We start from the raw sequence: 14,620 nt of genomic DNA on the forward strand, positions 1-14,620 counted from the left end.
CGCTTTACTTGAAGAACCAGTAACCCACGCAGATCGCGCCGACCACGCCCACCACATCGGCGATCAGGCCACAAGTGAGGGCGTAGCGGGTCTTGGCGATCTTGACGCTGCCGAAGTAGACCGCCAGCACATAGAAGGTGGTCTCGGTGGAGCCCTGGATGATGGCGGCCAGCTTGCCCTCGAAGCTGTCCACGCCATAGGTCTTCATCACATCCACCATCAGGCCGCGCGCGCCGCTGCCCGAGAGCGTCTTCATCAGGCCCACCGGCAGGGCCGGCACAAAGTCGGTGGGCAGGCCCAGCGCCGCCACGCACCAGGCGATGCCGCCCACCACATAGTCCATGCAGCCCGTGGTGCGGAACACCGAGATCGCCACCAGGATGGCCACCAGATAGGGAATGATGCCGATGGCCACGCCAAAGCCTTCCTTGGCGCCCTCGACAAAGCTCTCGTACACATTGATGCGGCGCCAGGCACCCACCGCGATGAAGAGCACGATGATGGACAGGATCACCAGGCTGCCCAGCAGGCCGATGTACTTGGCCATCACCTCGGGCGGGTACTGGTGCAGCCAGCCGAAGAGGCCGGCCATCAGCGCGATGAAGCCGCCGAAGAAGGCCACGACCGGCGCGCTGAAGAGATTGATGCGCTGGTACACCGCCACCGCCACCAGGCCCGCCATGAAGGAGATGAAGGTGCCGATCAGGGTGGGCAGGAAGATGTCGGCCGCATTGAAGCCGACCAGGCCCTGATCCACCGCCAGGGCCTGGCGGATGGCGATCACCGAGGTGGGGATCAGGGTGATGCCCGCGGTGTTCAGCACCAGGAACATGATCATGGCGTTGCTGGCCGTGTCCTTCTGCGGGTTGAGCTCCTGCAGCTCCTTCATGGCCTTGAGCCCCAGCGGCGTGGCGGCATTGTCCAGGCCCAGCATATTGGCGCTGAAGTTCATCACCATGGAGCCGCCGGCCGGGTGACCCTTGGGCACCTCGGGAAAGACCTTGGCAAAGAAGGGCGCCATCAGGCGCGCAAAGATCTGGATCACGCCCGCGTGCTCGCCGATCTTCATGATGCCCAGCCACAGGCTCATCACACCCACCAGACCGAGCGAGATGTCAAAGCCCGTCTTGGCCGTGTCGAAGATGCCGCTGAGCACCTGGGTGAAGATGGCCATGTCCCCGTTCAGCAGCAGGCGCGCCAGGGCCACGCCAAAGCCGATCAGGAAAAAGGCGATCCAGATGTAGTTGAGAACCATGGGGCAACACTCTTTGCGGGGGGCCCATTATTCCGGTCATTCACGCCGCGCCAACTGGGCCTCGCCCCTAGCCCGGCATCACGGCTGGCGCACCAGCCATAACCGGGCGTGATGCCACGCCCGTGGCGGCGCGGGCCGTCACAGGCCTCTTGTGCAGGGGCAGCAGGCTGCAGCTCGTCTTTGCCGCCACGAAGCCGGGCATATGCGGCACACTCCCATGACCATTGCGCAGCGACTCAGATGCTCCAACTCGACCCGCTGACCCTGTGGACAGGCACCGCTGTCCTGCACGGCTTTGCGGCCATCGTATGGGCCTTGCTGGGGAGCTTCTACCGGATCGCACCGCGCGCCAGCCTGTGGCTGTGTATTGGCGAGCTGCTGATGATCCCGACGCTGGAATGCCCGGGCTGCAGCACGGCCTGGCCTGCCGAGCTGGCGCGGTGGACGCCCAGCGTGCTGCATCTGGCCGGCCTGATGGCCATGGCGCTTGGGGTGGCCCGGCTGCTCCAACTGGCGCCGCCGAAGCCGGCCCTATGGGCCGGCCTGGCCTGCAGCCTGGTGCTGGCGCTGTTCGCGGCGGCCGGCGGCACCCGCGTGGCGCTCGCCACCCTGGCCGCCGCTTCAGCGCTGGTGTGCATGGGCACCGCCGCAGCGCTGTGGCGCTCCAGCGCCAGCGAGCTCTTGTCCGACTGGGTGCGCGTGGCGCTGACCCTGCCGCTGCTGCTGCTGGCCGCCGACTTGCTGGCCGACATCACGCTGCCCTGGGCCACCGAAGCGCACTCACCCTGGCTGGCCCTGCTGATGACCGGTGTTCATCTGTGGCTGACCTTGAGCCTGATGATGCTGGCCGTGCACCGTGTGTGGCTGCGCGTCCTGCATCTGAGCCAGCACGATGCGCTGACCGGCGCACTGAACCGCCGCGCGCTGGAGGACAAACTCAGTCAGATGCAGGCACGCCGGCGCCGTGGCGAAGGCTTCGCCTGGATCGCGCTGGACATCGACCATTTCAAGCGCATCAACGACCAGCTGGGCCATGCTGCCGGTGATGCTGCTCTGCAGCAGCTTGCGTCGCTGTTGATCAGCCAGCTTCGTGCCGGTGATGCCGTGGTGCGGCTGGGCGGCGAAGAGTTCGGCCTGCTCTTGCCCAAGACCGGACTGGCCGAAGCCGTGGCGCTGGCGGAGCGCCTGCGCCAGGCGCTTGTCGAGCGACCCTTGCGCTGGAAAGACCAGGACTGGCCCATCAGCGCGAGCTTTGGCGTGACGGCCACCGGCCCTGGCGACGCCCGCGACAGCCAGGCCCTGATCAGCCAGGCCGACCGGCTGCTGTACCAGGCCAAGCAGGCTGGCCGCAACTGCGTCCGATCGGAGCTGACGGAGCCGGCATGAACATCGGCAGCCACACACCGACCCAGATGGTGCTGATCGCCGGCTTGAGCCTGTTCGCCAGCGTGGCCTGGAGCCTGCTGGCCAAGTCGCGGCGCATGGCGCCCGGCGCGGCCTGGTCCATGGCGGCCGCCAATGTGCTGCTACTGATCGGCGTGAGCCTGTATGTGCTGCGCGGCCAGCCGGGCTGGGCGAATGTGCTGACCTACCAGACCTCCTCGCTGTTCCTGCTGAGCTGCTTCGGCCTGCTATGGGCGGCGGGGCCGCTGGTCTCGAATGAGGCCGCTGCCTGGCGCAAACCCTTGTGCGTGATGGTGCTCACCATGCTGATGCTGGTGCTGATTCCCACCAGCAGCACATACTGGCTGGCGGCAAGCACCAGCGGCATGATGGCGATGACCGCCGGTATCGTCATCGCTGCCTATCCGCGCCTGCGGCGCGTGCTGAGCTGGCAGCTCTCCGGGCTGCTGGTCTCGCCCTATGTGCTGCTGGCCTTGATGTTCCTCAGCCGCACACTGGCGGCCTTGCTGCTGCCCATCGAGCAGCTGAGCCTGCTGCGTCAGGACCAGGCCAATATGCTGTGGCTGTGGGTGGGCTTTCTGATGGCGCTGCTGATCAACACCCAGGCGGCCTTCCTGCTGGTTCTGCGGCTGGTGCTGACGCTGCAGCGACTGACCCGCCTGGACCCTCTGACCGGCACGCTGAACCGTCGGGCTTTCGATGATGCGCTGCGCCTGGCGCATGCCCAGTCCAGGCGCGGCGTCCGCTACAGCCTGGTGCTGATGGACCTGGACCATTTCAAGGCACTCAATGACCGGCTGGGGCACGCCAGCGGCGATGCCGCCCTCGGCTTCGTGGTGGAGCAATGCCGGCCGATGCTGCGTGAGGTCGACGCATTCGGCCGCTTGGGCGGCGAGGAGTTTTGCCTCTTGCTGCACGACACGGACATCCACGGTGCCGCCCTGGTGGCTGAGCGCATCCGGCTGCGCCACGCCGAAGCCCTCAGACCCGGACGGCAGCGCCGTATTGGCCCGCGCCGATGCGGCGCTCTACGAGGCCAAACGCCTGGGCCGCGATCTGGTGCGCTGAACGCTGCACACGCAGGTCGGGGTCAGACGGGGTCGGTGCGTCGAGACCGGGTGCTCAGAACGCCGGCACCACCGCGCCGCTGTACTTGCCCTCGATGAACTTCTTGACCTCGGCGCTGTTGAGCGCGGCGGCCAGCTTCTTCAGGGCTTCGCTGTCCTTGTTGTCGGGACGGGCGACCAGCCAGTTGGCGTAGGGCGAGCGGGCGTCCTCGATGGCCAGGGCGTTCTTCACCGGGTTGAGCTTGGCTTCCAGCGCGTAGTTGGTGTTGATCAGGGCCAGGTCCACCTGGGGCAGGATGCGCGGCAGGGTGGCGGCCTCGATCTCGCGGAACTTCAGCTTCTTGGGGTTCTCGGCGATATCGCGCGGCGTGGCCAGGATGTTGTCCGTGCTCTTGAGCTTGATCACCCCGGCGCGGTCCAGCAGCAGCAGGGCGCGGCCGGCATTGCTGGGGTCGTTCGGGATGGCCACGGTGCCGCCGCTGGGCAGCTCGCTCAGCGCCTTGTGCTTGCTGGAGTAGGCGCCGAAGGGCTCCACATGCACGGCGGTCACGGCCACTAGGCTCGCGCCCTTGCCCTTGTTGAACTGCTCCAGATAGGGCTTGTGCTGGAAGAAGTTGGCGTCCAGGCGCTTCTCGGCCACCTGCACATTGGGCTGCACGTAGTCGGTGAACACCTTCACCTCCAGCTCCACGCCCTGCTTGGCCAGCTGCGGCTTCACGAATTCCAGGATCTCGGCATGCGGCACGGCCGTGGCGGCCACGCTGAGCTTCTGGGCGGCGGCCAGGCCGCTGAGGGCCAGGGCGGCCAGGGCGATTGCGATCTTCTTCATGGGTACGACTCCTCTAGGTACTACGGGAAAAATTCAACGACGGGTGTAGCGGCGCACCAGCCAGTCACCCAGCATCTGCAGCAGCTGCACCAGCAGCAGCAGCAGGGCCACGGTCACCACCATCACCTCGGTCTGGAAGCGTTGATAGCCGAAGCGGATGGCCAGATCGCCCAGGCCGCCGCCGCCGATCACGCCCGACATGGCCGTGTAACCCACCAGGGTGATGGCGGTCACGGTGACGGCCGAGAGAATCGCGGGCCGCGCCTCGGGCAGCAGGGCCTGCCAGACGATCTGGCGCGTGCTGGCCCCCATGGCCAGGCCCGCCTCGACAATGCCGCGGTCCACGCCGCGCAGCGCGCCTTCCACCAGGCGGGCGAAGAAGGGCGTGGCCCCCACCACCAGGGGCGGAATGGCGCCCGCCACGCCGAGGGACGTGCCCGCCACAAGCAAGGTGAACGGGATCAGCACGATCAGCAGGATCACGAAGGGCAGGGAACGCAGCACGTTCACCACCAGGGACAGCAGCGCATACAGGCGCGGCGCCGCCAGCAGCTGGCCGCGGTCGAACAGAAACAGCGCCACACCCAGGGGCAGGCCCAGCAGCACGGTGAAGAGCAGGGAGCCGCCCAGCATCAAGAGGGTGTCCCAGGAAGCCAGGGCGATCTCGGCCCAGTCGATGGCATTCAGCAGGGCGTCCATCAGCGTTGCACCTCCACGCGCACGCCGCGCTCTTGCAGCAGGGCCGTGGCGGCTTCCAGATTGCCGCCGGACACCGAGATCACCAACGGCCCATAGGGCTCGTCCTTGATGCGGTCGATGCGGCCCGAGAGGATGCCGAAGTCCAGGCCCGAGCGCCGCGCCACCTCGCCCAGCAGGGGCTCGTAGGTGCGCTCGCCGCGGAAGGTGAGCTGCAGGATGCGGCCGGGCACATGGGCGTAGTCATCGCTGAGCTGGCCCTCGTCCACCTGCTCGGCCTCCTGCACAAAGCGCCGCGTGGTGGCGTGCTGCGGGTGCAGAAAGACCTCGGCCACCGGGCCCTGCTCCACGATCAGGCCGCCATCCAGCACGGCCACGCGGTCGCAGACGCGGCGCACGACCTCCATCTCATGCGTGATCAGCACGATGGTCAGGCCCAGCTCGCGGTTGATCTCGGCCAGCAGGGCCAGGATGGAGCGGGTGGTCTCAGGGTCCAGCGCGCTGGTGGCCTCGTCGCAGAGCAGCACGCGCGGCTCGGTGGCCAGGGCGCGGGCAATGCCCACGCGCTGCTTCTGCCCGCCCGAGAGCTGGGCCGGGTACTTGTGCGCCTGGTCGGCCAGGCCCACGCGCTGCAGCAGGGCGGCCACGCGGGCCTCGCGCTGATCGGGCGAGAGCAGGCCGGCAATCTTCAGCGGCCAGGCCACGTTCTCGGCCACGGTCTTGCTACTCAGCAGATTGAAGTGCTGGAAGATCATGCCGATGCGCTGGCGCGCGGCACGCAGGCCCGGCTCATCCAGGGTCAGCAGATCCTCGCCGGCCACCTGCACGCGGCCGCTGTCGGGCCGCTCCAGCAGATTGATCAGGCGCAGCAGGGTGCTCTTGCCGGCGCCGGAGGCGCCGATGATGCCGAAGACCTCGCCGGCGTTGATCTGCAGATCAACCCCGCGCAGCGCCGTGACGCGCCGCTCACCCAGGGCATAGGACTTGTAGATTTGTTCGAGAGAGATCACCGGGACTGCCAACCCGGGACACCGGGGCCTTGCGAAGAACACAGGGCCCGAATGCTAGTAAAAACCCTAGATCAACAGAAGAACGGATTCGTAATTAGCAAATTACAGGGTCAGGCCGGGCAGATCGCGCAGCATGATCTCCAGGGTGGCGCGGATGGCGCCCTCATTGGCCCGCTTGATGCGCTCGGGCTGGGAGATCATGGCCTCGGTGAATTCGGCCTTGTAGGCGGCGCGCACGCTGCGCTGGTAGAGCACGGCGCCGCTGGCCCGCTCCACCAGGCTGTAATGCACATTGGCGCCCACCGTGGTGTCCAGCGAGACCGTGGGCTGCACCAGGCTGAGCAGCTGAACCTTGAGCTGGTAGCGCGAGGTCTCGGGCTTGTCGGCCCACAGTCCCACGGCACGCAGCGTGTCCTCCAGGGCATGGCCCAGGGCCGGATTGCTGACCTTGGAGCCCCAGAAGCGGCCGGTCTCGGCACCGCCCGCCACCGCCTCCAGCGCCACCTGGCCGCGCAGGGCTGCCGGCATGAAGCTGCGCAGCTGCAAGGCCGTGCCCGCCGGCACGCTCATCTGCAGCGACTGGCTGGGCGTGCCGCAGCCCCCCAAGAGCGCCAGGGATGCCAGCCAGGGCAGAACGGATGCTTGTACCTTCATAGACGTCGGTGTTGCAGGGCCGGCAGCTGCTGGCGCACCCGGGCCAGACGCTCCAGGTCCAGCTCGGCGATGGCCAGGCCCTCGCCCTCCGGCAGGCAGGCGAGCACCTCGCCCCAGGGGTCCACGATCATGCTGTGCCCCCAGGTCCGGCGCCCATTTTCATGGAGCCCGCCCTGGGCCGGTGCGATGAGATAGGCGATGTTTTCGACCGCACGTGCGCGCAGCAGCAGCTCCCAGTGCGCCTGACCCGTGGTGTGGGTAAAGGCGGCGGGCACGCTGATCAGGTCCAGGGGGGCGGCCTGGCCCATGGCGCGGTAGAGCTCCGGGAATCGCAGGTCGTAGCAGACCGAAAGCCCCAGGCGCAGGCCCGCGGCCTGGGCCACCACCGGGGCCTCGCCGGGCTCCAGCACGCGGGCCTCGTCATAGCGCTCGCGGCCGTTGTCAAAGCAGAAGAGGTGCAGCTTGTCGTAGCGCGCCACGCGGCTGCCATCCGGGGCAAACACCAGGCAGCTGTTGCGCACCCGGGCCGGGTCGGGCGTGGCCAGGGGCAGGGTGCCGCCGATGATCCACAGGCCCAGCTCGCGCGCGGCGGTGCTGAGCATCTCCTGGATGGGGCCCTGGCCCAGGGCTTCGGCGATCGCCAGCTTGGCGTCGTCGCGCAGGCCCATCAGGCAGAAGTACTCCGGCAGGGCCGCCAGCTGCGCGCCCTGGGCGGCGGCCTGCTCCAGCCAGTGGCGCGCCCGCGCCAGGTTGTGGGCCACATCGGGGCTGGACACCATCTGGATCGCGGCAAGCTTCATGGGCACGGTCCTCGCTGAGGGAAGGGCTTGGGGATGGCTAGGGGGCGGAAGCGGCCGCGGCGGGAGATTCGGACGCGGCCTTGGCGCGCGACACGCGCTCGACCTTGGGGTCGTCCCAGCTGCCGCTGACGCGGAACTCGCGGGTATTGGCCGCCATCATCGGCTTGCGCAGCACCAGCTGGGCCAGAAAGGTGCCCAGACCCACGGCGGGGTTGATGGCGGCATAGGCCAGGGCCGCACCGCCGGCATTGATCTCGGGCACCACCAGCACCCGCAGGTCCTGGGTCTCGCGCGCCAGATCGGCCTGCCCCTCCATCAGCACCACGGCCTGCACCCCGCTCATGCGCAGGTTATGGCTGCTGGCCACGCCCTGGGCAATCTTGATGTCACCGCCAAAACCGTCAAAGGCAAAGCCCTCGCTGAACACATCGCGGAAGTCCAGCACCAGGCGGCGCGGCAGGGACTGCAGACTCAGAATGCCCAGCAGCCGCCCCACACCCGGCTCGGCCTGCAGAAACTGACCGGCGTCCAGGGCCAGATTGAGCTGGCCGGCCATGCTGGGATAGTCCGGCGCCAGGGGCGATCCCTGCCAGCTGAGCTGGCCCGCGGCCTGGCCCTTGCCACCACGCAGGATGCGACCCTGGCCCAGGCGCTCCAGCAGATTGCCCGCGTCCGCCACATCCAGCTTCCAGTCCAGCACGGTGCGGCGCTGGCCGCGCCCCGGCTCGGGCAGCCATTGACCCGTGGCATTGAGCACGGCATCGGGGTGGCGCAGCTGCAGGCGGGTCAGGCGCCAGTCACGCTGCGGCCCCTGGGCCTGCGCCTCCACCTCCAGCCGGCCCAGGCGCTTGCCGCGCAGCTCGAAGTCTTCCACCACGATGTCCAGGGCCGGCACCTGGGCCTGGCTGCTGGCCGCCGGTGGTCCCTGCTCGAGCAGGGTGCTCACGCCCTCGGCCTCGCTCTTGGGCAGGGACAGGCGGGCCAGGCGCGCATGAATGCGCGGGGCCTGGTTGCCGCGGGCCTGGCGCATCTCCACATAGCCGCTCAGCTGCTCGGCTTCCAGGGTGGCGCGCCAGATGCCGGGATCGCTGCCCCGGCTGATGCCCGCCACCACCTTGCTCAGAGGCCGGCCGGCCACGCGCAGGGACGGGGCCCGCAGCGCGATCTGGCTGGGCGCATAGCCGCCCTCCAGGGCCTCGGCCCCGCTGCTGCCCGCCCCCAGCAGGCGCTGCCCCACGAGCTGCCAGGCATCCAGATCGAGCTGGGCCGGGCTGGCCTGCATCACCACGCCCTGGGCCGGCAGGGCCGGCAGCCGGTCCTGCAGGGCCAGCGCCCCGGCCAGCACGCGCGGGCTGGCCCCGCTCAGATCGCGCTGGTACAGGGCCTGGAAGGCCGTGCCCAGCTCCAGCTTCAGCTCGTCACGCCCCTGAGGCAGCAGGCTGTTCTGGTAGCGCAGGGGCAGGCTGGACTCGGCCGTCTTGCCCAGGGGCGCGGGCAGCTCCGAGGCCAGGCCCTGCAGGCTGCTGCTCAGGCTCAGCTCGGTGCCGCCCTCGCGCAGACCCAGCTGCAGGCGGTAGCTGGTCTGCCCGCTCAGGGACTGGGCCAGGCGCGAGACCGGACCCAGCTCCGTGGCCCGCCGCAGGCCCTCGGCCGTGAGCAGGCCCTGGCCGCTGATGCGCAGGCTGCCGTCGCGCTGGGTGCTGCCCTCGAAGCTGGCCTCGCCGCCCAGCACGCGGGCCTGGCCGCCCTGGATGCTGACGCTGCGCCGGTCAAAGTCGATGCGCGCCCGCGCATTGGCCAGCAGGGGCACATCGGGACGGATGCGCAGCTCATTGCCGCCCAGCACGACCTGACCCTTGACCTGGGTCTTGTCGGTCTCGCTCAAGGGCATACGCAGGCCCAGGCGCAGCTGGGCGGGGCCGCTGCCGCTGGCCTCGCGCAGGCCGCCGCCTATCCACTCACCCACCGGCGAGAGCTTGAGATAGCGCAGCAGCTCGGGCAGCGGGCCGCGCCCCTGGCCTTCGAGCTCCAGCACCTGCTCGTGCATCAGGTCCTTGATGCCGCCATTGACGCTGTGCAGCTCATAGCCCAGCACGCGGGCGCGGGCATTGCGGATGCGCATGCTGCCGCGCTCAAAGACCAGCTCGGCCTGCAGCTTCTCCATGGGCGGCCAGGCCGGCTCGGCCCCGGCCACGCCCGGCACATAGGCCAGGCTCAGGTCCTGGGCCTGGGTGCTGATGCGGAACTGGCCCTGCTGCGCCACGTCGTAGGGGAAGTCCCAGAGATCGCCGCTCAGCTTGAACTGGGTGTTGCGGGCCTCGCCGCTGCGGATGGCATCGCGCACATAGCTGCGTGCCACCGGCCCCACGCCCAGGGGCAGATAGCGGGCCACACGCGCGGCCAGGGCGCGGTCCAGCCGCCCCTTGAGCTCCAGATGCCCCGGAAAGCGCCCGGCACGCCCGCGCTCCAGCCCGCTGGCGCCACCGGGGCCGGTCTTCCACAGCGCCTCCAGCTCGCCGCGTACATCCTCATTGGCCAGCCGCACATCCGTGAGCTTGAGCTCGATGGCCGGGGGCTTGCCCCCAGGTGCGGGCTCGATGCGCCAGCTGAGCTGGGCGGACAGTCGCTGCATGGGCAGGACCGGCTCCTCGAACACACCCGGAAACTCCAGCTGCCCGTCCCGGATCTGCAGCCGGGCCTGGCCGCCACGCTCGCTGGCCTCCAGCTGCAGGCTGGCGCCCGCGAAGCCGGGCCGCCCGATCGCCTGGTCCGGCGCCGGGCGGGCCGCCAGGCGCAGATCGCTGAGGCCGGCCTTGAGACGGTAGCTCGTCGGGTTCTGCAGCGCCCCTTCCCAGCTGGCCTTGAGCTCGCTCACCAGACCCTCAGGAGCCAGCTCGGCCAGCCACTGGCGCTGCGCCGCGCCCAGGGGTAGGCGGCTGGCAATGCGGTTCATCAGGGCCAGGTCCAGGCGCTGCGCGCTGAGCTCACCAGCCCGCACCGCGCCGGGCAGGCCCTCGGGGCCGGCGGGGGCGCGCCGCAGGCTGAGGGACCAGTCGGAACGCGGCCAGACCAGCTCGCCATCCGCACTGTCCTCCAGCTCGAAGCCCAGCTGGCGGGCGCTGAGCACCGTCCCCTGGCTGGTGTTCTGCAAGGCCAGCCGGCCCTCGATGCGCGACAGCGCCAGCGGCTCCATCTCGGCGCCCAGCCGCAGGCGCACGGCACGCAGGCCCATGTCCAGGGTCAGGCCCTGGACCTGACCGTTCTTGATCTCGGCCCAGGCACGCAGGGCGCCATCGCCCTCGCTGAGCTCGAAGGGCAGATCCACATGGCGGCGCAGCTGGCGCACATCGGCGCGCGGCAGATCGGCATAGAGCTGGCCGCTCCAGAAGCGCAGTTCGCCCGGGCGCTTGAGCAGGGACTGGTTGAAGCGACCGCGCAGGCTGAAGCGCTGCCCCCAGTCGGCCGGTGGCGTGGCATCCAGGCGCAGCTCGTGGCGGCGCAGGCCGTTGCGCATCACCAGGTCCAGGTCCACCAGCTCCAGGGGGGCGGCGCCACGCTTCTCGTCCAGCCAGCGCACCCGACCGCGCTGGATCACGAACTCATGCTGGGAGAAGAACCAGTCGGCCAGGGCCTCGCCCCCGCTGCCGGTGCTGCCGTCCTGCGCCAGACCCGCCACAAAGACCCGACCCTGGGCATCGCGGCGCACCTCCAGCTCGGGCGCATCGATCAGCAGCTGCTCGAAGCGCAACTCCAGGGCCCAGATCGAGCGGGCCGACAGGGCCGCCGCCACCCGCGGCAGTCGCAAGGCCTCGCGGCCGCTTGCATCGCGCAGTCGCACATCCCGCAGCTCCACCGCCGGCACCCAGCTGCCCGAGCGCACCGCGATCTCGCCGATCTCGGCCTGAAGCCCCAGGCTGCGCGAGGCCAAGCGTTCCAGCTCGGGGCGCCAATCATTGATGTGGGGCAGAATCGCCCAGTGCAACAGCAGCCAGGCCGCCAGCAACAGGCCCCACAGCAGCAGGAGCAGGGCCAGCGCCCAGCGCATGCCGCGCAGCAGCCACCGCAGCGCACGCCTGGTCGCTCGCCCGGCGGCATGATCGAAGGCGGCCGTGACAGTTGCAGTGAACGACATGAAATTGGGAGCGCGCCGTGGAGCAGAGATCGACAGGGGAAGATGGCATCACCGCCGGTGCCGCTTGCCTCGATGTTCTCGGTCTTGATGCAGCCCGGCACTCCCAGGTTGGCCGAGATTCTGGCACAGCGTGCCCCCTGACATGAGTTCGACCCCGCATCCCTTGCAGTCCCATCCACCCGCCACGGCAGCCTCGGCCGAGCACAGCCGCTTTGTGCAGCGAATACGCCGCCGCTACGCTCAAGAGCTGACCCTGCTGCCGCCCGGCCTGCCGGACCTGGCCGGCATCCAGGCCCTGGTCGCTGAGCTGCAGGCGGGAGGCCGAGTGCTCGCTGCCGCCTTGCGCGTGGCACGCCAGCTGGTGCTGGAGCGCCTGGCGGTGCTGGACGTCGAGCAGGGCTGCTCCATGGCCGACATCACCCTGGCCATGACCCATCTGGCCGAGGCCACCCTGGATCTGGCCCTCGCCGAGGCCCGCAAGGCCCAGGACGAGATCAACGGCCGGCCGCGCAATGCGGCGGGCGAGGTGATCGACTTCTGGGTCGTGGGCATGGGCAAGCTCGGTGCGCGCGAACTCAATGTGTCCTCGGACATCGACCTGATCTATGTCTACGACGACGAGGGTCAGACCGACGGCGCCAAGCCCATTACCGCCCACGAGTACTTCGCCCTGGTGGCACGGCGCCTCTATGCCCTGATCGGCGAGGTGACCGAGGACGGTCAGGTCTTCCGCGTGGACCTGGCCCTGCGCCCCAATGGCAACTCCGGCCCGCCGGTGGTGAGCCTGGCCATGCTGGAGGAATACTTTCTGGTGCAGGGCCGCGAGTGGGAGCGCTTTGCCTGGCTCAAGAGCCGGGTGGTGGCGCCGCTGGACCCGGCCGCCAAGCAGCGCGCCCTGGCCCTGCGCAGTCTGGTGACGCCCTTCGTCTACCGCCGCTATCTGGACTACGGCGTGCTGGAGGGCCTGCGCCAGCTGCACCGCAAGATCCGCGACGAGGCCGGTCGCCGCGCCGCCGGCCGGCCCGAGCGCGCCAATGATGTGAAGCTCTCGCGCGGCGGCATCCGCGAGATCGAATTCACCGTGCAGCTGCTGCAGGTGGTGCGCGGCGGCCAGTTCCCCGAGATCCGCACCCGCTCCACGGTCAAGGCCCTGCGCCGCTTGGCCGCCCGCGGCCTGATGAAGCCGGACATGGCCGAGCAGCTGATCCAGGCCTATGAATTCCTGCGCCGGGTGGAGCACCGCATCCAGTACCTGGACGATCAGCAGACGCATTGCCTGCCCTGCGAGGATCGCGACCTCTCCTGGATCGCGCACAGCCTGGACCTCAAGCCAGGCTCCAGCCGCAGCGGCTGCGCGCCCGGGGTCTGCGAGCTGCTGGACCGGCTGTGCGAAGTGCGCGAGCTGGTGGCCACCGAATTCGATGCCCTGCTGCATGATGGCCAGTCCCCCAAGCCCGGGGCCTGCAAGGGCGGCAACTGCGGCGGACCGGCCCTGCCCGTGGATGCCGAGGAATTTCTGGAGAAGCTGCCGCCCGAGCTGGGTGAGGCGGTGCGGCGCTGGGCCCTGAGCCCCAGGGTGCAGGCCCTGCGCGAGGAATCGCGTTTGCGCCTGGCCAAGCTGGTGGGCCGCGCCGCCCAGGCCGTGCAGGAGCAGGAATGCGAGCTGGCGGGCGCTCTGCGCTTTGTAGACTGGATCGAACCCCTGCTGCGCCGCGAGAGCTATCTGGCCCTGCTGGTGGAACGGCCCGCCGTGCAGGCGCGCCTGCTGCGCCTGCTGGGCCTGGCCCGCTGGCCCATGCGCTATCTGATGCTGCACCCCGGCGTGATCGATGAACTGGCCGACACCCGACTGCTGAGCCAGCGCTTCGAGGGCACGGAGTTCATTGCCGATCTGCACGCCCGCCACGCGGCCTGGGAGCGCAGCGGCGAGGCCGACGAGGAGGCCCTGCTCGACACCCTGCGCCGCGCCCATCACGCGGAAGTCTTCCGCACCCTGGTGCGCGATGTGGAGGGCCGCATCACCGTGGAGCAGGTGGCCGACGAACTCTCCGCCCTGGCCGACGCCACCCTGCAATGCGCCATCGACTGGGCCTGGGCGCGCCTCAAGCAGGCCCACCGGCCGGCACCGCGCTTTGCCGTGGTGGCCTACGGCAAGCTGGGCGGCAAGGAACTGGGCTATGGCAGCGACCTGGACGTGGTCTTCCTCTTTGACGACGACGATGAGAACGCCCACGAGATCTACGCCGCCTTCGTGCGCAAGCTCATCACCTGGCTGACCCTGCGCACCGCGGCCGGCGAGCTCTTCGACATCGACACCGCCCTGCGCCCCAATGGCAACTCGGGCCTGCTGGTCACCTCGCTGCAGTCCTTCGAGAACTACCAGACCGGCCGCGGCAGCAACACCGCCTGGACCTGGGAGCACCAGGCCATCACGCGGGCGCGCTTCTGCGCCGGCGACCCCGCCCTGGCCGCACGCTTCGAAGGCGTGCGCCGCGCCGTGCTGACCGCGCCGCGCGACGCCGCGGCCGTGCGCGCCGAGGTGCAGGCCATGCGCGTCAAGGGGCGGGGCGCACGTCCGGTGCGCGCGGGCGAGTTCGATCTCAAGCACAGCCCCGGCGGCCTGGGTCAGCACCAGGTACTGCAGGGCGAACTCGGCATCCATCATGCCGCCGGGGCTGTGCTTGAGCTCGAACTCGCCCGCGCGCACCGGACGTGCGCCGCGCCCCGTCTCGCGCCTGGGCTGCCCCTCGGCGCGCCGGGCCGCTGCGGCGCG

10 protein-coding genes are annotated in these 14,620 nt (G+C 69.7%); 3 read left to right on the top strand and 7 right to left on the bottom strand.

Annotation, left to right across the window (positions count from 1 at the left end; genetic code table 11):
* Positions 1-4: 4 nt before the first annotated feature.
* Complete coding sequence (locus ACK5F2_RS14780) at positions 5-1,255, bottom strand: nucleoside recognition domain-containing protein (protein WP_409865898.1); 1,251 nt, start codon at positions 1,253-1,255, stop codon at positions 5-7.
* Between the two features lie 240 nt (positions 1,256-1,495).
* Here ACK5F2_RS14780 and ACK5F2_RS14785 point away from each other — a divergent pair, with 240 nt between their 5' ends.
* Both ACK5F2_RS14785 and ACK5F2_RS14790 read left to right on the top strand, forming a co-directional pair.
* Positions 1,496-2,641 (top strand): diguanylate cyclase, encoded by a 1,146-nt coding sequence (locus ACK5F2_RS14785; protein ID WP_409865900.1) that lies wholly within the window; start codon positions 1,496-1,498, stop codon positions 2,639-2,641.
* Positions 2,638-3,825, top strand: a complete 1,188-nt coding sequence (locus tag ACK5F2_RS14790) for a diguanylate cyclase domain-containing protein (RefSeq protein WP_409865902.1) — start codon at positions 2,638-2,640, stop codon at positions 3,823-3,825. Before ACK5F2_RS14785 ends, ACK5F2_RS14790 begins: the two co-directional genes overlap by 4 nt.
* Here ACK5F2_RS14790 and ACK5F2_RS14795 read toward each other — a convergent pair.
* The 6 genes from ACK5F2_RS14795 to ACK5F2_RS14820 all read right to left on the bottom strand — a co-directional run bounded on the left by ACK5F2_RS14795 (position 3,782) and on the right by ACK5F2_RS14820 (position 11,847).
* Positions 3,782-4,555 (bottom strand): MetQ/NlpA family ABC transporter substrate-binding protein, encoded by a 774-nt coding sequence (locus ACK5F2_RS14795; RefSeq protein ID WP_409865906.1) that lies wholly within the window; start codon positions 4,553-4,555, stop codon positions 3,782-3,784. The genes ACK5F2_RS14790 and ACK5F2_RS14795 overlap by 44 nt on opposite strands.
* 33 nt (positions 4,556-4,588) lie before the next feature.
* A complete protein-coding gene (locus tag ACK5F2_RS14800; protein WP_409865907.1) occupies positions 4,589-5,254 on the bottom strand; it encodes a methionine ABC transporter permease in 666 nt (221 codons plus the stop codon).
* The gene (locus ACK5F2_RS14805) at positions 5,254-6,261 is read right to left on the bottom strand and encodes a methionine ABC transporter ATP-binding protein (RefSeq protein ID WP_409865910.1); all 1,008 of its coding nucleotides are present in this window, start codon (positions 6,259-6,261) and stop codon (positions 5,254-5,256) included. Before ACK5F2_RS14805 ends, ACK5F2_RS14800 begins: the two co-directional genes overlap by 1 nt.
* 102 nt (positions 6,262-6,363) lie before the next feature.
* Complete coding sequence (locus ACK5F2_RS14810) at positions 6,364-6,915, bottom strand: hypothetical protein (RefSeq protein ID WP_409865912.1); 552 nt, start codon at positions 6,913-6,915, stop codon at positions 6,364-6,366.
* The gene (locus tag ACK5F2_RS14815) at positions 6,912-7,715 is read right to left on the bottom strand and encodes a carbon-nitrogen hydrolase family protein (protein WP_409865914.1); all 804 of its coding nucleotides are present in this window, start codon (positions 7,713-7,715) and stop codon (positions 6,912-6,914) included. Before ACK5F2_RS14815 ends, ACK5F2_RS14810 begins: the two co-directional genes overlap by 4 nt.
* Before the next feature lie 37 nt (positions 7,716-7,752).
* On the bottom strand, positions 7,753-11,847 hold the full coding sequence (locus tag ACK5F2_RS14820) for a YhdP family protein (RefSeq protein WP_409865916.1): 4,095 nt from the start codon (positions 11,845-11,847) through the stop codon (positions 7,753-7,755).
* A 142-nt stretch (positions 11,848-11,989) separates the two neighbouring features.
* Between ACK5F2_RS14820 and glnE the strand changes: the two genes are divergently transcribed.
* On the top strand, positions 11,990-14,620 hold a 2,631-nt coding region (glnE, locus tag ACK5F2_RS14825; RefSeq protein WP_409865918.1), incomplete at its 3' end, for a bifunctional [glutamate--ammonia ligase]-adenylyl-L-tyrosine phosphorylase/[glutamate--ammonia-ligase] adenylyltransferase.

This window comes from Roseateles sp., from assembly GCF_046300915.1.
In the GTDB taxonomy this organism is placed as follows: domain Bacteria; phylum Pseudomonadota; class Gammaproteobacteria; order Burkholderiales; family Burkholderiaceae_C; genus Kinneretia.